General features: G+C 67.1%; 19 protein-coding genes and 2 tRNA genes. 18 read left to right on the top strand and 3 right to left on the bottom strand.

Annotated features, from left to right (window positions below; all coding sequences use genetic code 11):
• The first annotated feature begins 17 nt into the window (after positions 1-17).
• The 10 genes from dusB (at position 18) to AC07U0_RS11445 (ending at position 12,449) form a co-directional block, all read left to right on the top strand.
• A complete protein-coding gene (dusB, locus tag AC07U0_RS11490; RefSeq protein WP_494720132.1) occupies positions 18-1,082 on the top strand; it encodes a tRNA dihydrouridine synthase DusB in 1,065 nt (354 codons plus the stop codon).
• Complete coding sequence (locus tag AC07U0_RS11485; RefSeq protein WP_494720131.1) at positions 1,079-3,361, top strand: sensor histidine kinase NtrY-like; 2,283 nt, start codon at positions 1,079-1,081, stop codon at positions 3,359-3,361. The genes dusB and AC07U0_RS11485 overlap by 4 nt, the downstream gene beginning before the upstream one ends.
• 9 nt (positions 3,362-3,370) lie before the next feature.
• Positions 3,371-4,780 carry a nitrogen assimilation response regulator NtrX gene (gene ntrX, locus AC07U0_RS11480; protein WP_494720130.1) on the top strand — a complete coding sequence of 470 codons (1,410 nt, stop codon included), beginning with the start codon at positions 3,371-3,373 and terminating at the stop codon, positions 4,778-4,780.
• Positions 4,780-5,643 carry a D-amino-acid transaminase gene (locus AC07U0_RS11475; RefSeq protein WP_494720129.1) on the top strand — a complete coding sequence of 288 codons (864 nt, stop codon included), beginning with the start codon at positions 4,780-4,782 and terminating at the stop codon, positions 5,641-5,643. Before ntrX ends, AC07U0_RS11475 begins: the two co-directional genes overlap by 1 nt.
• A gap of 131 nt (positions 5,644-5,774) precedes the next feature.
• The gene (gene hfq, locus AC07U0_RS11470) at positions 5,775-6,020 is read left to right on the top strand and encodes an RNA chaperone Hfq (protein WP_131249128.1); all 246 of its coding nucleotides are present in this window, start codon (positions 5,775-5,777) and stop codon (positions 6,018-6,020) included.
• A gap of 154 nt (positions 6,021-6,174) precedes the next feature.
• Positions 6,175-7,500 carry a GTPase HflX gene (hflX, locus tag AC07U0_RS11465; protein ID WP_494720128.1) on the top strand — a complete coding sequence of 442 codons (1,326 nt, stop codon included), beginning with the start codon at positions 6,175-6,177 and terminating at the stop codon, positions 7,498-7,500.
• A gap of 4 nt (positions 7,501-7,504) precedes the next feature.
• Complete coding sequence (locus AC07U0_RS11460) at positions 7,505-9,136, top strand: Na+/H+ antiporter (protein ID WP_494720127.1); 1,632 nt, start codon at positions 7,505-7,507, stop codon at positions 9,134-9,136.
• A gap of 340 nt (positions 9,137-9,476) precedes the next feature.
• Positions 9,477-11,873 (top strand): endopeptidase La, encoded by a 2,397-nt coding sequence (gene lon, locus AC07U0_RS11455; RefSeq protein ID WP_494720126.1) that lies wholly within the window; start codon positions 9,477-9,479, stop codon positions 11,871-11,873.
• A 167-nt stretch (positions 11,874-12,040) separates the two neighbouring features.
• Positions 12,041-12,316 (top strand): HU family DNA-binding protein, encoded by a 276-nt coding sequence (locus tag AC07U0_RS11450; RefSeq protein WP_494720125.1) that lies wholly within the window; start codon positions 12,041-12,043, stop codon positions 12,314-12,316.
• 56 nt (positions 12,317-12,372) lie between these two features.
• A tRNA-Val gene (locus AC07U0_RS11445) sits at positions 12,373-12,449 on the top strand.
• Positions 12,450-12,459: 10 nt separating this feature from the next.
• Here the strand turns inward: AC07U0_RS11445 and AC07U0_RS11440 are convergent.
• Complete coding sequence (locus tag AC07U0_RS11440) at positions 12,460-13,353, bottom strand: DUF1206 domain-containing protein (RefSeq protein ID WP_494720285.1); 894 nt, start codon at positions 13,351-13,353, stop codon at positions 12,460-12,462.
• Positions 13,354-13,505: 152 nt separating this feature from the next.
• Positions 13,506-16,691, bottom strand: coding sequence for an autotransporter outer membrane beta-barrel domain-containing protein (locus AC07U0_RS11435; RefSeq protein WP_494720124.1), 3,186 nt, complete (start codon positions 16,689-16,691; stop codon positions 13,506-13,508).
• A gap of 205 nt (positions 16,692-16,896) precedes the next feature.
• Here AC07U0_RS11435 and AC07U0_RS11430 point away from each other — a divergent pair, with 205 nt between their 5' ends.
• The 4 genes from AC07U0_RS11430 (at position 16,897) to AC07U0_RS11415 (ending at position 20,299) form a co-directional block, all read left to right on the top strand.
• Entirely contained in the window at positions 16,897-17,811 is a 915-nt protein-coding gene (locus AC07U0_RS11430; RefSeq protein WP_494720123.1) for an SPFH domain-containing protein, read from the top strand.
• A complete protein-coding gene (locus AC07U0_RS11425) occupies positions 17,811-17,999 on the top strand; it encodes a type II toxin-antitoxin system antitoxin (protein ID WP_494720122.1) in 189 nt (62 codons plus the stop codon). The genes AC07U0_RS11430 and AC07U0_RS11425 overlap by 1 nt, the downstream gene beginning before the upstream one ends.
• A 112-nt stretch (positions 18,000-18,111) precedes the next feature.
• Positions 18,112-19,362: a glycosyltransferase gene (locus tag AC07U0_RS11420; RefSeq protein ID WP_494720121.1), complete on the top strand. Its 1,251-nt coding sequence runs from the start codon at positions 18,112-18,114 to the stop codon at positions 19,360-19,362.
• A 106-nt stretch (positions 19,363-19,468) separates the two neighbouring features.
• Entirely contained in the window at positions 19,469-20,299 is an 831-nt protein-coding gene (locus tag AC07U0_RS11415; protein ID WP_494720120.1) for a polysaccharide deacetylase family protein, read from the top strand.
• 119 nt (positions 20,300-20,418) lie between these two features.
• Here the strand turns inward: AC07U0_RS11415 and AC07U0_RS11410 are convergent.
• Positions 20,419-20,495, bottom strand: a tRNA-Asp gene (locus tag AC07U0_RS11410).
• Between the two features lie 260 nt (positions 20,496-20,755).
• Here AC07U0_RS11410 and AC07U0_RS11405 point away from each other — a divergent pair.
• From AC07U0_RS11405 to AC07U0_RS11390, 4 genes are all read left to right on the top strand, one after another.
• Positions 20,756-21,133 (top strand): NADH-quinone oxidoreductase subunit A, encoded by a 378-nt coding sequence (locus AC07U0_RS11405; RefSeq protein WP_492948058.1) that lies wholly within the window; start codon positions 20,756-20,758, stop codon positions 21,131-21,133.
• Positions 21,103-21,756: a NuoB/complex I 20 kDa subunit family protein gene (locus tag AC07U0_RS11400; RefSeq protein ID WP_494720119.1), complete on the top strand. Its 654-nt coding sequence runs from the start codon at positions 21,103-21,105 to the stop codon at positions 21,754-21,756. Before AC07U0_RS11405 ends, AC07U0_RS11400 begins: the two co-directional genes overlap by 31 nt.
• Before the next feature lie 83 nt (positions 21,757-21,839).
• Positions 21,840-22,400, top strand: a complete 561-nt coding sequence (locus AC07U0_RS11395; RefSeq protein ID WP_492948439.1) for an NADH-quinone oxidoreductase subunit C — start codon at positions 21,840-21,842, stop codon at positions 22,398-22,400.
• 6 nt (positions 22,401-22,406) lie between these two features.
• A complete protein-coding gene (locus tag AC07U0_RS11390; RefSeq protein WP_492032639.1) occupies positions 22,407-22,823 on the top strand; it encodes a hypothetical protein in 417 nt (138 codons plus the stop codon).
• Positions 22,824-22,835 lie beyond the last annotated feature (12 nt).

Raw genomic sequence — 22,835 nt, 5'->3', positions numbered from 1 at the left:
GACGGCGGAAAGGGCCGATGACGGACAGTTCGCGCAACAGTTTGAAGATCGGGGACGTCGAGATCGCCGGCCGGGTGCTGATGGCGCCGATGACCGGGGTCACCGACCTGCCGTTCCGTTTGCTCGCCTCGAAGCTGGGCGCGGCCTATGTGGCGACCGAGATGGTGGCCTCGGCCGAGCTGGCGCGCGGACGGCCCGACGTGGTCCGGCGCGCGGCCGTGGGCGGCGGCCTGCCCCTGACGGTGATCCAGCTCGTCGGTCGCGATCCCGGCGCGATGGCCGAGGGCGCGCGCATGGCCGAGGCCGCCGGCGCCGACATCATCGACCTGAATTTCGGCTGTCCGGCCAAGGAGGTCACGGGCGCGGCCTCGGGTTCGGCCCTGATGCGGACCCCTAACCTTGCCGCGCGCCTGATCGCCGCTGCAGTGGGCGCCGTCAGCCGGCCGGTGACCGTCAAGATGCGCCTCGGCTGGGACGACGACAGCAGGAACGCCGCCTGGTTGGCCAGAAGGGCTGAGGAACTGGGCGTCGCCGCCGTCACCGTCCATGGCCGCACGCGACAGCAGTTCTACACGGGCATGGCCGACTGGGACGCGGTGGGGGAGGTCAAGGCCGCCGTCGCCATCCCCGTCATCGTCAACGGCGACATCATCACCGCCGGTCAGGCGCGCGAGGCCCTGGACCGTTCGGGCGCCGACGCCCTGATGCTGGGGCGCGGGGTCTACGGGCGGCCCTGGCTGGCGGCCCATCTGGACCGCGCTCTGGCCGACGGGACCGAGCTGGAAGAGCCCGGGCCGGAGGAGCGGCTGGCCATCGTCGCCGAGCATCTGGCCGCCTCCATCGCCTTCTATGAGGGGCCCGTGGGGCTGAAGATGTTCCGCAAACATCTGGGCTGGTACGTCGAACAGGCGCCCTGGCCCGCCGATCCGATGGAGCGGCGCGCGGCCAAGTCACGGCTGTGCCGTCTGGACGATCCCGAGGCGATCGTTCGGGAGCTGAAAAACCTTTGGTTACCAATGGCTCATTTCGGCAACTCTCCTGTTGAGTTTTCGCCACAGCTGGTTGAAGCTGATGCGGCATGACGGACACACCCGCCTCCCTGCCGGGCGCCGATAATGAAGCCCTGACGGCGACCGAGACCGAGCCCAGCCTCTGGGCGCGGTTCGCGGCCGGACGAGCACGCGCCCTGTTCGGCGCGGCCTATGGCGTCGCGGTCATAGTGGCGGCGGCGGCGATCTGGCTGGTGGCGGTCGCGCCCGGGGCCGGCGTCGACGGCGGAGCCCGCGCGGTCGCCGGTCAGGCGGTCCTTTATATCCTTCTGGCCAATCTGATCCTGATCGGCGGTCTTGCGGTTATCATCGGGACCCAGGTGATGCGTCTGGCGCGAGCCCGGCGCAGCGATCCCGGCGCCCGACTGCACCTGCGCTTCGTCGCCCTGTTCTCGTTGGTGGCGGTCGTGCCCGCCATCCTGATCGCCCTGGTGTTCGGGGTGCTGGTCAACCGCGGCGTGGACCAGTGGTTCAGCAAGAACGTGCAGGACGCGGTCGATAACGGCGCCCTGATCGGAAAAGCCTATATCGGCGACGTCGGCGAGGGCATGACCCGGGATCTCGGCGCCATGTCCAATGAGCTGGGCGGCGTGCGTCAGGTGTTCGACAACCGTATCCAGTTCACCGGCGCCCTGACCCAGATCGCCGACTTCTTCGGCTATCCGGCCGTCTATATCGTGAACGGCGATGGCGAGGTGCTGGCCCGGGGCGAGCTGCCCGAGGCGCCACCCTATGTCGCTCCGCCGCGCTCGGCGCTGGAGATCGCGGCCGAGGGCCAGGACGCCCCGGTCTCGGTGACCGAAAACCCCGACACCGTGCGGGCCCTCTATCCCCTGCCGGGCTATGGCGACGCCTATCTCTATGTCGTGCGACCGCTGGCGCCGGGCCTGGTGGCCCAGATGCGATCGGCGACCCAGTCCATCCAGGGCTATCGCGAGGCCGAGGAAAGCCGCGCCCGCATCCAGTCGGCCTTCGCCCTCAGCTATCTGGAAACGGCCCTGCTGGTTCTGGTCGGGGCGGTGTGGCTGGGCATGTCGGCGGCCAGCGCCATCTCCGGGCCCATCGGACGGCTGATCAAGGCGGCGGATCAGGTGGCGGCCGGCGACCTGAGCGCACGCGTCGACAACCAGGGCGCCCCCGGCGAGATCGCGGACCTGTCCGAGGCCTTCAACCGCATGACCGGCGACCTGGAGCATCAGCAGGCGGCGCTCAAGACCGCCAGCGACGACGCCCAGTCCCGGACCCTGTTCATCGAGACCGTCCTGTCCGGCGTCAGCGCCGGCGTCATCGGTCTGGACCGCCGCGGCCGGGTCTCGGCCATCAACGACAGCGCCCTGCAACTGCTGTCGATCGACGAGGCCGACGTCCACGGCAAGCCGCTGGCCCAGGTGGCGCCGGAACTGTCGGAACTGGTCAGTCGGGTCGAGGCCCATATCGAAGAGGACATCGACGTCGCGCGCGAGGGCGAGACCCGGCGGCTGCGCGTTCGTATTGAGGGCGGGCAGGGCGGCGAGATGGTCCTGACCTTCGACGACATCACCCGTCTGGTCACCGCCCAACGGAACGCCGCCTGGCGCGACGTGGCCCGCCGCATCGCCCATGAAATCAAGAACCCCCTGACCCCGATCCAGCTGTCGGCCGAACGGCTGCGGCGCAAGTACAGGGCGCGCATCGGCGATGATGTCGAGGTCTTCGACCGCTGCACCGACACCATCATCCGTCAGGTGGGCGACATCGGCCGGATGGTCGATGAATTCTCCTCTTTCGCCCGGATGCCGACGCCGCGCTTCACGAGCGAGAACCCGGCCGAGCTGCTGCGCGAAGCCGTCTTCGCCCAGCGGGTCGCGGCGCCCGATATCGCCGTCGAACTGGTCGAGCCCCTGCCCAGTGTGAAGTTCCAGGCGGACGGTCGCATGGTCGGACAGGCCCTGGCCAACATTCTCAAGAACGCCGGCGAGGCTGTGGCGGCCCGTCGGCTCGGCGCGTCCGACGTTGACGAGAGCGCGCCCGCCATCATCGCAAAACTCACGGTCGAGAACGGGATCGCCACCTTCGCCATCGAGGACGACGGCAAGGGTCTGCCGGTCCGCGACCGTGACCGCCTGACCGAACCCTATGTCACCACCCGCGAAAAGGGCACCGGTCTCGGTCTCGCCATCGTCAAACGCATCTGCGAGGACCATGGCGGCGAGCTGAAGCTTGCCGACGCGGAGACCCTGCATGGCGCGCGGGTCTGTCTGATCTTCCCCCTGAAACCCCATCCCAAGACTGCCGACGACGCCCGCGCGTCCGGTGTGGTCGCGGCCGAATAGCGAGGCGATATGCGTTCCACTGGCGCTGACATCCTGATCGTCGATGACGAGGCGGACATTCGCGAACTGGTCTCGGGCCTGCTCGAGGACGAGGGCCACGGCGTGCGCGTCGCCTCCAACGCCGAGGAGGCCCTGGCGGGCATCCGCGCGCGCAAGCCCACGCTCCTGGTGCTCGACATCTGGATGCAGGGCGGGGGCATGGACGGGCTGGAGCTGCTCGACATGGTCAAGGAGCTGGACGCCGACCTGCCGGTCGTCATGATCTCGGGCCACGGCAATATCGAAACCGCGGTCAGCGCCCTGAAGCGCGGCGCCTATGACTTCATCGAGAAGCCGTTCAAGTCGGACCGGCTGGTGGTGGTCATCGAGCGCGCGCTGGAGGCCGCCAGCCTGAAGCGCGAGAACCGCCGCCTGCGCGCCCAGGCTTCGGTGCCGACCGGCCTGATCGGGCGTTCGGCGGCCGCCCAGGCCCTGCGCTCGACCATCTCCAAGGTGGCCCCGGCCAACAGCCGTGTGCTGATCTCGGGTCCGCCCGGATCGGGCAAGGAGCTGGTCGCGCGCCAGATCCACGAGGCCAGCCCGCGTGGCCGCGGTGAGTTCGTCGCCATCTCCGCCGCCGGCATGACCCCCGAACGCCTCGACGTCGAACTTTTCGGCGAGGAGGGCGCCGACGGCCGCCCGCGCAAGATCGGCGTGTTCGAGCGCGCCCATAACGGCACCCTGTATCTGGACGACGTCGGCGACATGCCGCGCGAAAGCCAGAGCCGCATCCTGCGCGTCCTCGTCGATCAGCGCTTCCGCCGGGTCGGCGGCGAACAGGACGTCCAGGTCGATGTCCGCGTCGTCACCTCGACCTCGCGCGACCTGAAGGTCGAGATCACCGAGGGCCGGTTCCGCGAGGACCTGTTCCACCGCCTGAACGTGGTGCCGATCCGCGTCCCGCCGCTGTCCGAACGCCGCGAGGACATCTCGGAATTGGTCGACTATTTCATCGACACCCTGTCGAGCTCGCAGGGTCTGCCGCGCCGGCGCATGGGTGACGACGCCGTCGCCGTGCTGCAGGTCCATCCCTGGCCGGGCAACGTCCGCCAGTTGAGGAACAACGTCGAGCGGCTGCTGATCCTGGCAACCGGCGATCTCAACGATCCGATCAGCGCCGAGATGCTGCCGCAGGAGGTGGCCTCGTCCAACTCCGGCGCCTCCATGGGGGCGGAGCGCACCATCGCCCTGCCGCTGCGCGAGGCGCGTGAGGTGTTCGAACGCGAATACCTGGCCGCCCAGATCATGCGCTTCGGCGGCAATATCTCGCGCACCGCCGCCTTCATCGGGATGGAGCGGTCGGCCCTGCACAGGAAGCTGAAGTCGCTCGGCGTCTCGCCGTCGCGCGGCGGTGAGGACGACGAAGGAAGTCTGGACTGATGTCACGCGTCGCCTACGTCAGCGGCCAGTACCAGCCGCTCGGTCAGGCCACGGTCCATATCGAGGATCGCGGCTTCCAGTTCGCCGACGGCGTCTATGAGGTCTGGGCCGTGTTCGACGGGCGGCTGGCCGACTACGACGGCCATATGACCCGGCTGGGCCGCAGCCTCTCGGAGCTGCGCATCGCCGCGCCGATGACGAAGGAGGCCCTGACCCGGGTTCTGCGCGAGACCATCCGGAGGAACCGGGTGCGCGACGGCCTGGTGTATCTGCAGATCACGCGCGGCACGGCCCGGCGCGACCACGCCTTCCCCGAGGAAGGCACGCCGCCCAGCGTCATCGTCACCGCGAAGAACCTGAATTATCCCCGCTCGGAGGCTTTGGCCGCGAAGGGCGTAGCCGTCGTCACCCAGCCGGACATCCGCTGGGGCCGTTGCGACATCAAGACCGTGGGCCTTCTGCCCAATGTTCTCGCCAAACAGGCGGCGAAGGAGCGCGGCGCCGCCGAGGCCTGGTTCGTCGACGACATGGGTCTGGTCACCGAGGGCTCATCGACCAACGCCTGGATCGTCGATCAGGACGGCAAGCTGCGGACCCGGGACACCCAGGCCAACATCCTGCGCGGGATTACGCGCGCCGCCGTGCTCGACATCCTCGCCTCCGAGGGCTTCGAACTGGACGAACGGCCGTTCAGCGTCGACGAGGCCAGGGCCGCGAAAGAGGCCTTCTACACCTCAGCCAGCGGCTTCGTGACGCCCGCGATCTCCATCGACGGGGCGAAGATCGGCGACGGCAAGCCGGGTCCGGTCGCGACCAGACTCAGGGCGCGGTATATTGAAGCGGCGCGGCGCGACGCCATTTAAGCGACTGATTAAGCTACTCTGGCGGTTGCGGCGGCGGTTCGCTGGCGTCTAAGGTGGCTGGGCCGGGCGCTTCGATCCGGTCCCCGTCCTCCCCCGACGGGCGTAACAAGCAAGAACAGGAACAACCTGCCATGTCGCAAGACAAGCGTCAGAACCTTCAGGACACCTTCCTCAACTCGGTCCGCAAGACCAAGACCCCGCTGACGATCTTCCTCGTCAACGGCGTCAAGCTGCAGGGCATTGTGACCTGGTTTGACAACTTCTGCGTGCTGCTGCGCCGCGACGGCCAGTCGCAGCTGGTCTACAAGCACGCGATCTCGACCATCATGCCCTCGGCTCCGGTCCAGCTCTACGAGCCCGACGCCGACGAGGACTGATCGGGGACTGGTCCTCGCGGATCACCGACGGCGCATACGAAACCTGTCCTTTCGGAACGAGGGGACGCGCACTACATTGCGTCACCGGACCCCCCTACGGGGATGACGGCGTGCGCCTGTGCCGCCGTCGCAGAACCCAAAAGACAGAGACCCTTTGACTTCAAAACTGATCGACCATTCCGTTCCCCTGATCCGCGCGATCGTCATCCATCCGGACGGGCGTAGCGAAAGCTCCCGACTGGCGGAGGAACGGCTGGAAGAGGCGGCAGGCCTGGCCCGCGCGCTGGACCTCGACGTGCGCGCCGAGGAGATCGTGCGCCTCCGCAAGACGACGCCCGCCACCCTGTTCGGCGCCGGCAAGGTCGAGGAGCTGGCGGCCCTGGTCCGCGCGGCCGAGGCCGAGGCGGTGGTTATCGACGACCAACTGACGCCCGTCCAGCAACGCAATCTGGAGAAGGCCTGGGAGTGCAAGGTCATCGACCGGACCGGCCTGATCCTCGAGATCTTCGGGCGCCGTGCGCGGACCAAGGAAGGCCGGCTGCAGGTCGAACTGGCCCGGCTGGACTATGAGCGTTCGCGCCTCGTCCGCACCTGGACCCACCTTGAGCGCCAGCGGGGCGGCACCGGCTCGACCGGCGGCCCCGGCGAAACCCAGATCGAGCTCGATAGACGCCTGATCGCCGACCGCATCGTCCGTCTGAAGGGCGAGCTGGAGGAGGTGCGTCGCACGCGCGGCCTGCACCGCAAGCAACGGCAGAAGGCGCCGTTCCCGACCATCGCCCTGGTCGGCTACACCAACGCCGGCAAGTCGACGCTGTTCAATCGCCTCACCGGTTCCGAGGTCCTGGCCAAGGACCTGCTGTTCGCCACCCTGGACACCACCCAGCGGACCATCCGTCTGCCGCAGGGCCGGCCGGCCATCGTCGCGGACACCGTCGGCTTCATCTCCGACCTGCCGCACGAACTGGTCGAGAGCTTCCGCGCGACGCTGGAAGAGGTCGGCGAGGCCGATCTGATCCTGCACGTCCGCGACATCGCCTCGCCGGACTCCGGCGCACAGGCGAAGGACGTGGAGCAGGTGCTCAAGCAGATCGAAATCCCCGAGGGCAAGACCCGCCGGGTGCTGGAGGTCTGGAACAAGATCGACCTGCTGGACGAGGAAGCCCGCGAGGCCGTCATCGGTCAGGCCGAACGTCTCGCCGTCGAGGGCAAGGCGGTCGCGGTCTCGGCCTGGACCGGGGAGGGGATCGAGCCTCTTCGTCAGGTCATCACCACCCTGATCGACGACGATCCGGAGACCCGGCTGACGCTCGAGCCCGAGCAGGGCGACGCCCTGGCCTGGCTCTACCAGCACGGCCGCGTGACCTCGCGCGACACCGACGACGAAGGCCGCACCCACGTTGTTGTCCGTCTGGCTCCGCAGGCGCTGGGCCGGTTCGAGCGGCTCTACCCCGACACCTATCCCGTCGTGGGGGCCTGACCGTATGGCGGTGATCGAGACTGTCCTGCTACTGCTTCTGGCCGTCGTGGTCTCGGGAGCCGTGGCGCGGATCACCCGCATCGCCCTGCCCCTGGTGCAGATCGCGCTGGGGGCGGGCGTCGTCCTGATCACCGGTCATACGATCGACCTGAAGCCGGACATCTTCTTCCTGCTGTTCCTGCCGCCGCTGCTGTTCCTCGACGGCTGGCGCATTCCCAAGGAGGCCCTGTTCCGTGACCGGGCGGTGATCCTCGAGCTCGCTCTGGGGCTGGTGCTGTTCACCGTCGTGGGCCTCGGCTTCCTGATCTGGTGGATGATCCCGGAGATGCCGCTGCCGGTGGCCTTCGCCTTGGCCGCCATCCTGTCGCCGACCGACCCGATCGCGGTTCAGGCCATCGCCGCCCGGGTCCCGATCCCCAAGCGGCTCATGCATATCCTCGAGGGCGAGGCGATGCTGAACGACGCCACCGGCCTGACCTGTATGCGGATCGCGGTGCTGGCGGCGACGACCGGCGCCTTCTCCATCGGCCATGCGGTCGGCACCTTTGCCTGGCTGGCCCTCGCGGGCGTGGTCGTGGGCATCGTCGTCACCCTGGCCATCGCCACGGCCAAGAACTTCATCTCGAAGAAGTGGGGCGAGGATGTCGGGGCCCAGATCCTCGTCAGCCTGCTGATCCCCTTCGCCGCCTATCTGGTGGCTGAAGAGCTGCACGCCTCGGGCATCCTCGCGGCCGTCGCGGCCGGCATCACCATGAGCTTCACCGAGCGCGGCCAGACCCAGCAACTGGCCACGACCCGTATCCGCCGCGCCGTGGTCTGGGACACCGTCCAGTTCGCCGCCAACGGGGTGATCTTCGTCATTCTGGGCGAACAGATGCCCTCGATCCTCGCGCGCGCCGCCGAGGTGGTGGCGGGCACCAGCCGTCCCGAGGTGTGGTGGCTGGCGGTCTATGTCTTCGCCATCGTCGCGGCCTTGGCGACCCTGCGCTTCATCTGGGTGTGGACCTCGCTGAAGATGACCCTGCTGCGTCGGCGGGAGGATGGCCCGCCGCCGAAGGTCGGGCTTCGCCTGACCATGGTCATGTCGATGGCGGGCGTGCGCGGCGCCATCACCCTGGCCGGTATCCTGACCCTGCCGTTCGTCCTGGCCGACGGGTCCGAGATGCCGTCGCGCAACCTCGCCATCTTCCTCGCCGCCGGGGTGATCATCGTGTCGCTGGTGCTGGCGACCCTGGTCCTGCCCGGGCTGATGAAGAATATCGAACTGCCGCCCGAGCCTTCGCACCAGCAGGAGGAGGACCGGTCCCGCGTCGCCGCCGCCAATGCCGCGCTGCAGGCCATCGAGGACAAGGCCCACGCCCTGTCCGAAGGCAAGCCGGACCCGGACGTCTACACCGATATCGCCGCCCGGCTCATGGCCCTTTACCGCCAGCGCATCGAGACCCGCACCCGCACCGACGAGGAGGACGTCGACGTCTCCCGCCGCCTCGACGAGATCGAACGCCAGCTCCGCCTGACTGGTCTGAGGGCCGAACGCGACGAACTGGGCCGGCTGATGCGCGCCCGCGAAATCGATTCCGACACCGGCAAGAAGCTGGTCCGGGAGGTCGATCTGCAGGAACTGCGTTTCCTCTGAAGGGCTTGCACGCAGCCCGATCGCGCCCGTTAAGGCCAAATCCCCGCCTAAAGTGAGTTTCGGCCGCCACAGAGGTCGCCGGAGCCGAAATGCGCTCCGCGAAGCGAACGCGCGCGTTTCTTCCGCACCCGGCGGAAAACGCGCCTGAACCGTCCAGCGTCACCGGCGGATCACGCTTCCGTGGACCGTTCGCCGGTCACGCTTGAACCCTGAGGCCGTGAGACCACATACTCTCCTGAGCGCCGTCGGAATCGACGGGTCGTTTCGTGGGGTCGCTGCATGTCGCGGGGCTTTTCGGAGCGACGGGCCGGAGATCTCCAATGGCCCGGGAGTAAGTAGAATGACCGAGACCAAAACCCTGCCCGTGTTGCCTCTGAGGGACATCGTGGTTTTCCCGCACATGGTCGTGCCCCTGTTCGTGGGTCGCGAGAAATCCGTGCGCGCCCTCGACGAGATCATGAAGGGTGAGAAGCAGATCCTGCTCGCCACCCAGAAGAACTCCGTCGACGACGATCCTACGCCTGAAGCCATCTATCCGGTCGGCGTCCTCGCCACCGTCCTGCAACTGCTCAAACTGCCCGACGGCACCGTGAAGGTTCTGGTCGAAGGCAAGGGCCGCGCCCGCCTGACCAAATTCACCGACCGCGAGGAGTATTTCGAGGCCGAGGCGGAGACCATCGATGACGAGGCCGGCGAACCGGCCCAGTCCGAGGCCCTGCTGCGCGCCGTGGTCGAGCAGTTCGAGAACTATGTGAAGCTGAACAAGAAGGTCCCGCCCGAGGCCCTCAGTTCCATCCCCCAGATCACCGAACCGTCCAAGCTGGCCGACAGCGTCGCCGCCCATCTGTCGGTCAAGATCGCCGACAAACAGGCCCTGCTGGAGACCATCGCGGTCCCGGCGCGTCTGGAGAAGGTCTATGGCCTGATGGAGGGCGAAATCTCCGTCCTGCAGGTCGAGAAGAAGATCCGCTCGCGCGTGAAGCGCCAGATGGAGAAGACCCAGCGCGAATATTATCTGAACGAGCAGATGAAGGCGATCCAGCGCGAGCTGGGCGAGACCGACGACGCTCGCGACGAGATCATGGAGCTGGAAAAGCGCATCCGGAAGACCAAGCTGTCCAAGGAAGCGCGCGCCAAGGCCGAGGCCGAGGTCAAGAAGCTGCGCAACATGAGCCCGATGTCGGCCGAGTCGACCGTGGTCCGGAACTACCTCGACTGGCTGCTGTCGATCCCGTGGGGCAAGACCAAGCAGAAGCCGATCGACCTCGCCAAGGCCGAGGACATCCTCGAGGAGGATCACTATGGCCTGGAGAAGGTCAAGGAACGCATCATCGAGTATCTGGCCGTCCAGGCCCGCACCAACTCGCTGAAGGGCCCGATCCTGTGCCTCGTCGGCCCTCCCGGCGTCGGCAAGACCTCGCTCGCCAAGTCGATCGCCAAGGCGACCGGCCGTGAGTACATCCGCATGTCGCTGGGCGGCGTGCGTGACGAGGCCGAGATCCGCGGTCACCGCCGGACCTACATCGGTTCGATGCCCGGCAAGATCATCCAGTCGATGAAGAAGGTGAAGACCACCAACGCCTTCATCCTGCTGGACGAGATCGACAAGCTCGGCGCCGACTGGCGCGGGGATCCTTCCTCTGCCCTGCTGGAGGTGCTGGACCCGGCCCAGAACAATGCGTTCGGCGACCACTATCTGGAAGTCGACTACGACCTGTCCAACGTCATGTTCGTCACCACGGCCAACAGCCTGAACATGCCTCAACCGTTGATGGACCGGATGGAGATCATCCGGGTCAGCGGCTACACCGAGGACGAGAAGGTCGAGATCGCCAAGCGTCACGTCCTGCCCAAGGTCACGACCGACAACGGTCTGAAGCCGGCCGAGTTCGTGGTGCCCGACGAGACCATCCGCGACCTGATCCGCTACTACACCCGCGAAGCCGGGGTGCGGTCGCTGGAGCGGGCCTTCGGTGGTCTGGCCCGCAAGGCGGTCCGTGAGATGGCCAAGACCGGCGTGTCCTCCATCACCGTCGACGCGGCCAAATTGGCCGAATACGCGGGCGTCCAGAAGTATCGCTACGGCGAGACGGACGAGGAGGACCAGGTCGGCATCGTCACCGGTCTGGCCTGGACCGAGTTCGGCGGCGACATCCTGACCATCGAGGCGATCAAGATGCCGGGCCGCGGCCGCATGACCGTGACCGGCAACCTCAAGGAGGTGATGAAGGAGTCCGTCTCCGCCGCCGCCTCCTACGTCCGGGCCCGCGCCCTGAACATCGGCGTCAAGCCGCCGGTGTTCGAGAAGACCGACATCCACGTGCACGTGCCCGACGGCGCGACGCCCAAGGACGGTCCCTCGGCGGGCGTGGCCATGACGGTCGCCATGGTCTCGGTCCTGACCGGCATCCCGATCCGCAAGGACATCGCCATGACCGGCGAGATCACCCTGCGCGGCCGGGTCACCGCCATCGGCGGTCTGAAGGAGAAGCTGCTCGCGGCCCTGCGCTCCGGCATCAAGACGGTGCTGATCCCGCAGGAGAACGAGAAGGACCTGGCCGACGTGCCGGACAATGTGAAGTCGGCGCTGGAAATCGTGCCGATCTCCACAGCGGACGAGGCGCTCAAATGGGCCTTGGTCGGCAGCCTGACCCCGGTCGAGTGGGATGAGACGGCCGAGCCGCTGAACCCCACGCCGCCGCCCGCTGCGGACGGCTCGGCGGTGGTCAGCCACTAGGCCTGGTTCGACCTCAGGGTTGATCCGGCGTTAGGTACGAAAAGCGCGGTCCGGGACCTCCCGGGCCGCGTTTCTCTTTTGACGCGAGGCCAAAACCTGTCCTTACTGATTCCCGGAGGGGTTCGGGGCGATGCGGAAACGCGTCAAACAGGGGGATGCTGACCGGAATGACCAAGGCCGAACTGATCGCCGCCATGGCGGCGGGCGCCGATATCTCGCGAGACCAGGCCCGGCTGGCGCTCGACGCCTTCACAGACACCGTCACAGACGCCCTGAAGAAGGGTGACGACGTGCGTATCGTCGGCTTCGGCGCTTTCGTGGTGGTGGACCGCAAGGCCGGCGTCGCCCGCAATCCCCAGACGGGAGCCACCATCAGCCGCCCCGCGTCGCGCACTGCCCGCTTTCGTCTCGGCGAAGGTCTGAAAAGCGTCTTGAACGGATAGGCGAGGGCGGGCAAAAGCACGCTTCCAAACGCGGCGTCTTCGCCGTGATGCGGTGAGGGCGGCTAGCTCAGCTGGTCAGAGCATCTCGTTTACACCGAGAGGGTCGGCGGTTCGAACCCGTCGCCGCCTACCATCGCTTCCTGCTAGAGCGGATTGAGCTGACGGGGCGCGTGGATTTTCCGGAATCGGGCCTCGACGAATGCGAACACCCCGAACGCGATCAGGCCGAGCGCCGTGAGCCCCAACAGCCAAGAGCCGCCCGGCTGACGCTCAAGGGCGTCCAGTGACGAGCCGAAGCTGCCGACATCGCTGGATCGTGCATGCCAGCCGGCCAGGATGACCAGCACCGCCAGCGGCAGATAAGCCAGACCGCGCGCGACGTAGCCGGTGCGGGCGATGAGCGACAGCCGGCGACAGAGTCGCTCCGAACAGGCCAGAGTCTCGCCGAAGTCGGAACTGAGGCCCTTGAGGATGTTTCCGACCCCGACGGTCGTGACCACCAGCCCCACGCCGATCAGCAAGGCGTCGCCAAACGGCAGGGCCAGAAGGATTTCCGCCTTGCGCTGGTTTTCGGCGACGTCCTCCACGGCCATCGAGGGCCCGACCTCATCCAGCAGCTCGAACACGGCCGAGGCCAGCAGGCCATAAAACAGGCCGCTCACGGCCTGACCCCCGCGCAGGAGGATGGCGCGGAGTTCGGAGCCTTCGCGATCGGCGTCGAACACGGCTTGCAGGATTCGCCAGCCGACGAACGCCCAGAGACCCAGGCCGAGCAGAACGAGCCACAGTCGCCCGAACGGCTGCTGGGCCAGCCAGACCGCCGCCCCCTTCGTCCCGACCGACCGGCCGCCTATGTCGAGCGCCGCCATCAGCGTCAGGGTTCCGACGGAGGCATAGACGAATCCCCGGGCGCCGTAGCCGACGCGAGCCGCCGTCTCGATCAGGACGGGAAGGGGCGGGACTCGTCGCAGCAGCGACGAGCGGCGTCGACCAAGGTCGCCGAGGCGGGCGGCATGGCGGCGGATCGTCTTCAGCACTGGGGGCAAGGGCAGGTCCGTCTTCAAGCGAGACTGTTCAATCCCTGGCCGATGCAAAGGCTCCGTACCGGCCCGCTCTGACAACTCCGGGCAAACAAAAAGGCCGCCGGATCGCTCCGGCGGCCTTTTCGTAGTCTGGCTGACCCTTGGGATCAGAAGCGGAAGCTGGCCCGCAGCAGCAGGGTGTAGCGGACGTAGTCCTCCAGCATTTCGGCGTCGGCGTTGACGGTCAGCATGCCCAGTTCGTTGCCGACTGAGAGGCGGAAGCCGGCGATCGGGCCGCCGCCCTCGATGTTGGTCGGGTCCAGGGTGAAGGACGAGCCGCCCGAGTGGAAGCGGGCGATGGTCTCGCCCGGATCGACCGAGATGTTCTGGCGCCAGCCGAGGCGGATTTCGGGGCGGATCCAGCCGTTCGAGCCGAAGCCGTAGCCGATGTTGACCGCGGCGACACTGGTCAGGATGTGACCGTCGCGCTCGTCGATATCGAGATCGAAACCGTCGCCGCCGCCCGATTCCGTGCGGGCGTTCTCATGCAGCGAGAAATACTCGGCGTAAATTTCCGGACGGATGTTGAGGCGGCCGTAGGTCTTCTCGTAGGAGGCGCCGCCGGCCAGGGCCAGGGTGAAGCCGTTCCAGTCCGACTTGTTGTTCAGGTACAGGCCGTCGCCGACCAGCGAACGGTCGGCGCTGAAGGTCGCATAACCGGCCGCCGCACGGGCCCAGGTCGTCCAGTTCTGACCCTGGGCGCGCCAGTAGAGGCCCAGTTCGACCAGGCTGGCCGACAGGAGCTCCTGGGCCTCGGCTTCAGGGTCCTCGATGTCGGACGAGGTGAAGGCCAGGGACACGCCCACGGCGCCCAGGGTGGTGCCGGTCTCGACGCCGCCCGCGACGCCGAAGCCTTCCGAGCGGAAGCCGTAGGTGTCGGTCTTGTCCTTGTCGGCGTAGAAATTGATCTCCTGGACCCAGGCGCTGGTCTCGCCGACGCCGGCGGAGGCGTTGCGGCCGGTCAGGGCGCGGGTCACGGCGTCGACGCCGCTGGCCAGGGAGAGCAGGGGGCCGCCAGAGTGATCCGGCAGGGTCTGCTCATACAGGTTCATCAGCCCGTCCCGGGTCGTTTCGGACAGGAAGGCGTTCTGCAGGGCCGAGTTGGAGGCCAGGCCGTTGTAAACCGCGTCAAAGGCCTGGGACTCGACCCCGATCATGCCGATTTCCGAGGCCGTGCGGCGACGGGCGTCGATATAGACATCACCAGCGGCGACGTTGGCGCCGGCCGAGACCACGAACAAATAGGGGGAGTTGTCCTGCACCGCGCCCGAGTTGATCGTGCCGTAGTTCAGGGTGTCGGCGTGGATCAGGGTGAACCGCGTCGGGTCCGTCAGCAGCGACGTGAAGCGGATGCCCAGCGTGGCGCCGTTTGCGATGTTGGCGGTGCCGTTGACCTTGAAGCCGCCGGAGGTGACGCCCGCCGCCGGGTCGATCGAGACGACAAGGGTGCCGTTGGCGCCGACGTTCAGGCCGGTGACCGCCAGTTGTGTCTTCTGACGCGCTTCCAGCAGGCCGTTGGTCACATTGACGTTCAGCTGACCGTCCGTATCGGACAGGGCGCCGCGAACCTCGGCGCCGCCGGTGATGTTCAGGACGTCGGCTCCGGCCCCGAAGGCGATGTCGCTGAGGACATAGCCATTCTGGATGTTGAGCGTGTCCGCGCCCGATCCCAGCAGGATGTTGCCGACCAGCAGGGGCTCGTCGATGTCGTCGACGCCGTCGTTGTCGGTGTCCGGCAGAGTGCTGTCGGTGGCGCTCAGGATCCCGGTCTGGGTGAAGGTGACGCCCGTGGTGTTGGCGCGCAGGTCCATGGCCACAGCGGTCCCGGTCGGGGTGTCGCCTGCGGCGTTAGACAGCAGGTTGGCCTGCAGGGAACTGGTGTTCAGGATGGTGGTCAGCGTGCCGCTGAGATCGACCAGGGCCGAGACGTTCGCCTTGCCCCCGCTCGAGGTGGCCAGCAGGGTGCCGTTGTTGGTGAAGGACGCCACATTGGCGCCGGCGTCGATCTGGATCCCGGTGACGGCCGCGGCTGCGGTCGTGGAGGTCGTGGCGGCGCTGAGGATGCCGTCGTTGCGCAGGGTCGGGGTGCTCGTACCGGCTCCCAGATGCAGGGTCGTGGCGGCGCCCTCATTGGCCACGGCGGCGATCGTCCCAACGTTGAAGATACCGCCGGCGACATTGACCGCCTGACCGCCGGCGACGCCGAACTGGACGCCGTTGGCCGCGATACCCGCGTAAATCCCGTTGCCGACGATGGAGCCCTTGTTGATGAAGCCGTAGGCGGTGTCCGCCCCCGTGCCCACCGCGCCCAGGGTGACCGAATGGGTCGCCGAGCCGACCACGACGGCCGGCGCGGACCCGAACACGATCACATTGGCCGAGCCCTCGGTCGTGTCTACGCGGCCGTCGCCGTCTTCATCCGTGTTGGCGGTGTCCTTGTCGGCCGGCGGGGTGTCGAAAATGACGCCGCCCGCGATATTGCCGCCGACAATGACTGCCGAGCCCGATTGCAGCAGGTCGTCGGCGTCGAGCTTGGCGACAAAGGCTGCGCTGCCCAGGGCGTTGTAGTGATAGCCGCTCGAGGTCAAGGCGCCCTGGATCGTCAGCGCGCCCGAGACGTCGCCGAGAATCTGGGCCGCCGAGGAATTGGCGCCGTTGGAGTTGATGGCGCCGTCCAGCAGCACATTGCCCGTGACCGCACCGGTCGTGCGGACGGCCGACGAATTATCGCCGTAGACGGTGATGTTGCCGAGGTTGGTCAGGTTGCCGACCAGATTGGTGTCCACGGCCAGGCCAACGGAGTTGTTGCCGTCCACCTGGATGATGCCGGTCGCGCCGATGTTGACGTTGCCGGTGACCGCGCCGGCGCCGGCCAGGCGAACGCCGTAGCGGTTGGTTCCCACGGCCCACGGACCGTCGATGTCGCCGTCGTTGTCGGTGTCCGGATAGGTGGTCAGGGTGTCGGACACAACGACCTGGCCGTTGATGTTCAGCCCCGTGGTCACGCCGCCGTTGACCAGCACGCCGATCGAATTGTCGGCCGCATTCTCGATGTTCACCGAGGAGCCGCTGTCGACCGTCAGGGTGTTGTTCGAATCGATCAGAACCGCCGTGCCGGACGAGAGGGTGATCTTTCCGTCCGAGGAGATCCGGATGTTGTCCGCCGCCGTACCGGTGGCGTTCGAGGTCTGGATCGGAGTCGTACGGGCAGTCGAAACGACGACCTCCGCCTGAACGCCAGTGGCGACCATCAGCGGAGCGAGCGCTGCAGCGGTCGCGAGCAGTTTACGCATTCGGTAGAAACCCCTGTGGACACACACGCGCACGATTGTCGCGACCCTGTAACAGGGCGTCCGCGAGCTTGCCTCAAGTTTCTCGAATTTGAGGCGATTGCAAGGCCGGAACGACAGCTTTGAAAGCATCTCGCAACGATGCAGCTTGTCAGTTACGCGATCAAAGTGATATCATTTCGATAACGAACCACGGAGGGATTCACCTATGACGACCCATTCGACGTCCACGGAAAGGGCGGCCAGCACGGCCAATGGCGCGCTGATGTTGCTGCTCGGTATGGCGCTTATCGTGGCGGGGCCGATCCTCGGTTTCAGCGGCGCCGGCCTGACCTCGTCCAATCCGGAGCAGGCTTTGGCGGTCGTCGGCGGGATAGTTACGGCGGTCGTCGGCCTGCTGATCCTTTGCGGTCTCTATTCGCTGCAACCGAACGAGGCGACCGCGATACTGCTGTTCGGCGACTACCGTGGCACGGATCGGCACACCGGCCTGCGATGGGTTCTGCCCTGGTACAGCCGCAAGAAGATTTCTTTGCGGGCGCGAAACATCACCAGCGACAAACTCAAGGTGAACGACAAGCGCGGCAACCCGGTCGAGATCGCCGCCAACGTCGTCTGGCGAGTGTCGGATTCGGCCCAGGCCCTGTTCGATGTCGACGACTACCAGGCCTTCGTGAATATCCAGGTCGACACCGGTCTGCGCGACATCGCCTCCCATTACGCCTACGACCACGGCGAACAGGTCGAGGGCGTGGATCAGGAGCTGACCCTGCGCGCTGACGCCGAGGACGTCGCCGCCCGGCTGCGGGATGAACTGGCCAAACGCTGCGGCGTGGCGGGCGTTGTGGTTGATGAGGCGCGTCTGGCCCACCTGGCCTATGCCCCCGAAATCGCCGGGGCCATGCTGCGGCGTCAGCAGGCCGAGGCCATCCTAGCGGCGCGCCGTCTGATCGTCACGGGCGCCGTCGGCATGGTCGAGACCGCGCTGGAGGATCTGAGCACGCGCGGCGTCATCCATCTGGACGAGGATCGCAAGGCGGCCATGGTCTCCAACCTGCTGGTCGTGCTGTGCGCGGACCGCGAGGCCCAGCCCGTGGTCAACACCGGCACCCTCTACGGCTGATGGCGGCCAAACCGCGCAAGCCCTTCCTGATGCGCGCCTCTCCGGGCGTGATGGCGGCCGTCGAACGTCTGGCGGCCGCCGAATTGCGCTCGGTCAACGCCCAGGTCGAGGTGCTGCTGCGCGAGGCCCTGCTGCGCCGCGGGGTCTCGATCACGGGCAACGATCCGGGGGCAGACGATACCGCTTGAGCTTGGCGTTGAGCGGGTCTAGGGGCGTTTCATGGTCCCGCGTAAGAAAGCCGCCCGCATCCAAACTCGCACGCCGCGCGTTGCCCGGTCGAAGCGAGCGGAGAAGTCTTCAATGAGCCTGGTCGATCTCGACGTCACCGAAGCCGACCTGCGCCTGATTCCGGGCTGGGACGAGGAAGTCGCCGAGACCCTCAGGATTCTCAAGGCCTCGGCCGAGGATCCCCGGCCGCGGCTGGTCGACACCACCATGCTCTATGCGCCGCGCTCGGGCGGGGTGAAGCGCTATCTGGAATCCAAGAAGCTCTGGCTGGCCGAGAATCGGCCGGGCGTCAGCCATTCCCTGGTTGTGCCGGGCGCCCGACACGACGCGGGCGCGGACGGCATCATCAAGCTGCGTGCGACCAAACTGCCCTTCGGCGACGGCTATCGCTGGCCGTCCTCGGTCAAGCGCTGGGGCGCCTGGGTCGCGTCCATGAAGCCCGCCATCATCGAGGCCGGCGATCCCTATACGCCCGGCCAGGGCGCGCTTGAGGCGGGCCAGAGAGCCGGCTGCCCGGTCGTCGGCTTCTGCCACTCCGACCCGGCCGGCCTCGCGGCCCTGCATTTCGGCGAATGGGCCAAGAAGCCGGTCGAGAAGCGCTGGGCCAAGCTGTTCGGCCAGTTCGACCGCGTCGTCTCGCCCAGCAAATTCATCGCACGCCGTCTGGAAGAGGCCGGCGTCGGCAATATCGTCATCCGACCGCTGGGCGTGGAGATCGACACCTTCCGCCCCGATCGCCGCGACCGCGACTGGCTGCTCAAGAAGCTGGGCCTGCCCGCCAGCGCGCGCCTGCTGTGCTTTGCGGGCCGTCCCGCGCGCGAGAAGAACATCGATGTCCTGATCGAGGCCGTCCAGAAGCTGGGCGATCCCTATCATCTGGTGCTGGTCGGGGCGGGGCAGGGGATGCCCGCCGAGGATCGCGTCATCGCCCTGCCGTACGAGAAGGACCCGCGCGCGGTGGCCCGGATCATCGCCAGCTGCGATGCCTTCGTCCACGCCAACGACAAGGAGCCCTTCGGCCTGATTGTGCTGGAGGCCATGGCCTGCGGGCGGCCCGTCGTGGGCGTCAACGCCGGCGGCGTCGCAGAGACCGTCACCAATGAGGTCGGCCAGCTGGCCGCCTCGGCCGACCCGGTCGAATACGCCGCCGCCATCGAGGCCCTGTTCGCGCGCGACATTGAGGCCATCGGCGCCGCGGCCCGGGTCCACACCGTCGAGCGCTTCGCCTGGAACCGCGTCTTCGAGGACCTGTGCATGGTCTACGCCGACGTCAGCGGCCAGCCCGCCTTCGTCCATCCGGCCGAGGAACTGGCGCTTCACTAGCGCTTTCAGCGGCGCTCCCGCCACAGCCGCTCGCCTTTCACGTTAACCCTCTCGTCAACCCGCGTTGGATGGGCGAGAACGCTTGCCGAGCTTTGCGGGGGCGCGGGTGCGGCTTGTTCTGATCCTTCTGGTGGCCGTGGGGGCCTGGTTCCTGCCGCCCGCGCCGCGTCCGGTGCAGGCGACGGGCGCGCCCCAGGCCGTGGGCCCATGCCCGACCGCGCCGAACTTCCCGGGCAGGATCGAGCAGGTCGTTCTGGGCACGCCCGGCGCCTATGGAAACCTGCAGTATCGCCGCACGCCGTTGGGCCCGCGCACTATCGCCATCACCATCGACGACGGCCCTGATCCGCGCGGGTCGCAGGCCGTCATGGCGATTCTGGAATCCCGCTGCCTGCGCGGGACCTTCTTCTATGTGGGCCAGTATGCGGCCCTGCGCCCCGACATCGTCCGCGACGCGGTCAGGCGCGGGCATAATGTGGGCAGCCACAGCTGGTCGCATCCGACGCGTCTGGCGGGGTGGGGCAGGGAGACGGCCCAGGCCGAGATTCGCCGCGGCTTCCTGGCGGTCGAAAACGCCGCTCCGGGCCAGGTGGAGCCCTTCTTCCGCTTTCCGGGGCTCGGCGACAGCCCGGGCTTGCGAAACTGGCTGGGCGAGGCGGGAATCGCTGTCGTGGGCGCCGAGGGCGGCACGGACGACTGGCGCGGCATCGGCGCCGAGGCCATCACCCGCCGGACCCTGGTCAATATGGCCGAGAGCGACGGCGGCGTCCTGATCATTCACGAGACCCATCCGGCCATGATCGCCGCCCTGCCGGGCCTGCTGGACGAACTCAACCGCCGCGGCTTCCGCTTCGTCCAGATCACCGCCGGCGACCGGGCGCGGCTGGACGCCCAGGCGAAGCCGCAGGCGCTGCTGAAGGCCGATCGGCCGCTCTGATGGGTATCATCAGGTTGGGGCCTGAAAACGAAAACGCCGGCTCCGCGAGGAGCCGGCGTTTTTCATTGTCTTGACAGGGAAGGCGGGGGACGCGCCATTCTTTCTGATCACAGAAAGAATGGCGCGAGTGACGGGGCTCGAACCCGCGACCTCCGGCGTGACAGGCCGGCACTCTAACCAACTGAGCTACACCCGCGTTGCTCGCTGCGGCGTGGTGCGCCGCGGCGAGGGGCGTCGTTTAGGCGGACCATCGCGGCGGGTCAAGCGACGAATTCAGGTTCGCATGCACTTTTTGCGACGCCGGGAATCTTCGAGAATTCGGCCTGAAATCTGCGAACCATTCTCAATGAAAACCCTTTTGCCGCATGGGTTTGAACGGCAGCGTTGTTGGGTCTAAGAAGCGCCGAATCCCCCCGATCAGCCGGACTCCCCATCCGGCCCGCGAGGCTATTTTTTATGAACGCATTCCTTCTGCAGTACCTGCCGGTCGTGATCTTCATCGGGATCGCGGCGGTCATCGGCCTGTTGTTTATCGTCGCGGCCCTGCTGATGGCGCCGAACAGCCCCGACTCGGAGAAGCTGTCCGCCTATGAGTGCGGCTTCAACGCCTTCGACGACGCCCGCATGAAGTTCGACGTGCGGTTCTACCTCGTCTCCATCCTCTTCATCATCTTCGACCTGGAAGTGGCCTTCCTGTTCCCGTGGGCCGTGTCGATGTTCGACCTCAGCCACGCCGGCATGGTCTTCGCCTTCTGGTCGATGATGGTCTTCCTCGGCGTTCTGACGGTCGGGTTCATCTACGAATGGAAGAAGGGCGCCCTCGAGTGGGAATAGTGACCAACGACACCCCCCTGATCGGTCGCGGCAACTCGGGCGCCTCGCCCCTGCTCAGCCCGAACGGCCAACCCGTCGCCTTCGGCATGGGTGCGCGCTCGACCGTCGAGGGCTATGACCCCAAGCTGCACGACAAGTTCTTCGAGGCGGTCAACACCGAGGTCGCCGACAAGGGCTTCATCACCGCGCCGCTCGACGACGTCATCACCTGGGCCCGCACCGGTTCGCTGATGTGGATGACCTTCGGTCTGGCCTGTTGCGCCGTGGAGATGATCCAGGCGTCGATGCCGCGCTATGATCTGGAGCGCTTCGGCATGGCCCCTCGCGCCAGCCCGCGGCAGTCCGACCTGATGATCGTCGCCGGTACGCTGACGAACAAGATGGCTCCCGCCCTGCGTAAGGTCTACGACCAGATGCCGGACCCGCGTTACGTGTTGTCGATGGGTTCCTGCGCCAATGGCGGCGGGTATTATCACTACAGCTACAGTGTTGTGCGCGGTTGTGACCGCGTTGTACCTGTCGACGTCTATGTCCCGGGCTGCCCGCCGACGGCGGAAGCTCTGGTCTATGGCCTGCTGACCTTGCAGAAGAAGATTCGCCGCACCGGGACGATCGAGCGATGAGCGATTTTCCCTCCAGCGCCACTGGCGGCACCTTGGCGAGCCTGATCGCCAACGAGGCCATTCTGACCCCACTGGGTCAGGAGATGGTCGCCGCGCTCCAGGTCGACGCCTTGGTCGAGCATGGCGAGCTCAACATCACCTGCCACCGCGACCGGATCCTCGAGGTCCTGACCGCCCTGCGCGACACCTACCAGTTCCAGCAGCTGCTGGACGTCTGCGGCGTCGATTACCCCGAGCGGGCCGAGCGGTTCGACGTGGTCTACCACCTGCTGTCGATGACCCGGAACGCGCGCATCCGCGTCAAGGTCGCGACCAACGAGACGGCTCCGGTGCCCAGCGCCGTGTCCGTCTATCCGTCGGCCGGCTGGTTCGAACGCGAGGCGTTCGACATGTATGGTATGATTTTCGAAGGTCACCCGGACATGCGCCGGCTGCTGACCGACTACGGTTTCCAGGGGCATCCCCTGCGGAAAGACTTCCCGATGACCGGGTATGTCGAAGTGCGTTACGACGAGGAGCAGAAGCGGGTTGTGTATGAACCCGTCAAGCTGACCCAAGAGTTCCGGAACTTTGATTTCCTGTCGCCATGGGAAGGCGCCGAATACCCGGCTCCCGTTCTGCCCGGCGACGAGAAGGCGGGATGAGCACATATGAATCGGGCGGCCTTTCGATCGGCGTCTTCGTTCTTTCTGGTCACGTTCTCGACCGCGTTCCTGTTCACGCTGGGGGCCCGGCTGACCGGGTGGTTCACGCGGACGCCGGACGTGCCGCCGCAGCAGCAGCAGGCGCTGGGCATCGCGATCATGGTCGCCGTGGTCTGTCTGGCCGTGGGCGCGGGCATTCGTCGGCTGTCGGCCGGCGAGTTGCAGAGCGCGCTGCTGGGCGCATCGGCCATTCTTCTCTCGACGCCGCTGGCGATCGCGGTCCTGACCGGCGACTGGCAGCTGTCGACGGCCGCCGTCTCCAGCATGGGGCTGCTTACTCTCGCACTCGGCTGGCTGGTGGCGCTCACGCGCCGGCATCAGCCGAGCATCGAACCGATCGAAACGGAGCTGTCTGATGGCTGACGGCGCAAAGAT

Source organism: Brevundimonas sp. GW821-FHT02A10, assembly GCF_059422025.1.
Note: the sequence above shows the minus strand (reverse complement) of the source record. Positions and strands in the feature narration are given on the sequence as shown.

Bases quoted from the DNA above. Each gene is read 5' to 3' on its own strand.
- dusB (WP_494720132.1), top strand. From the start codon at position 18: ATGACGGACAGTTCGCGCAACAGTTTGAAGATCGGGGACGTCGAGATC.
- AC07U0_RS11485 (WP_494720131.1), top strand. From the start codon at position 1,079: ATGACGGACACACCCGCCTCCCTGCCGGGCGCCGATAATGAAGCCCTG.
- ntrX (WP_494720130.1), top strand. From the start codon at position 3,371: ATGCGTTCCACTGGCGCTGACATCCTGATCGTCGATGACGAGGCGGAC.
- AC07U0_RS11475 (WP_494720129.1), top strand. From the start codon at position 4,780: ATGTCACGCGTCGCCTACGTCAGCGGCCAGTACCAGCCGCTCGGTCAG.
- hfq (WP_131249128.1), top strand. From the start codon at position 5,775: ATGTCGCAAGACAAGCGTCAGAACCTTCAGGACACCTTCCTCAACTCG.
- AC07U0_RS11460 (WP_494720127.1), top strand. From the start codon at position 7,505: ATGGCGGTGATCGAGACTGTCCTGCTACTGCTTCTGGCCGTCGTGGTC.
- lon (WP_494720126.1), top strand. From the start codon at position 9,477: ATGACCGAGACCAAAACCCTGCCCGTGTTGCCTCTGAGGGACATCGTG.
- AC07U0_RS11450 (WP_494720125.1), top strand. From the start codon at position 12,041: ATGACCAAGGCCGAACTGATCGCCGCCATGGCGGCGGGCGCCGATATC.
- AC07U0_RS11435 (WP_494720124.1), bottom strand. From the start codon at position 16,691: ATGCGTAAACTGCTCGCGACCGCTGCAGCGCTCGCTCCGCTGATGGTC.
- AC07U0_RS11430 (WP_494720123.1), top strand. From the start codon at position 16,897: ATGACGACCCATTCGACGTCCACGGAAAGGGCGGCCAGCACGGCCAAT.
- AC07U0_RS11425 (WP_494720122.1), top strand. From the start codon at position 17,811: ATGGCGGCCAAACCGCGCAAGCCCTTCCTGATGCGCGCCTCTCCGGGC.
- AC07U0_RS11420 (WP_494720121.1), top strand. From the start codon at position 18,112: ATGAGCCTGGTCGATCTCGACGTCACCGAAGCCGACCTGCGCCTGATT.
- AC07U0_RS11405 (WP_492948058.1), top strand. From the start codon at position 20,756: ATGAACGCATTCCTTCTGCAGTACCTGCCGGTCGTGATCTTCATCGGG.
- AC07U0_RS11400 (WP_494720119.1), top strand. From the start codon at position 21,103: ATGGAAGAAGGGCGCCCTCGAGTGGGAATAGTGACCAACGACACCCCC.
- AC07U0_RS11395 (WP_492948439.1), top strand. From the start codon at position 21,840: ATGGTCGCCGCGCTCCAGGTCGACGCCTTGGTCGAGCATGGCGAGCTC.
- AC07U0_RS11390 (WP_492032639.1), top strand. From the start codon at position 22,407: ATGAATCGGGCGGCCTTTCGATCGGCGTCTTCGTTCTTTCTGGTCACG.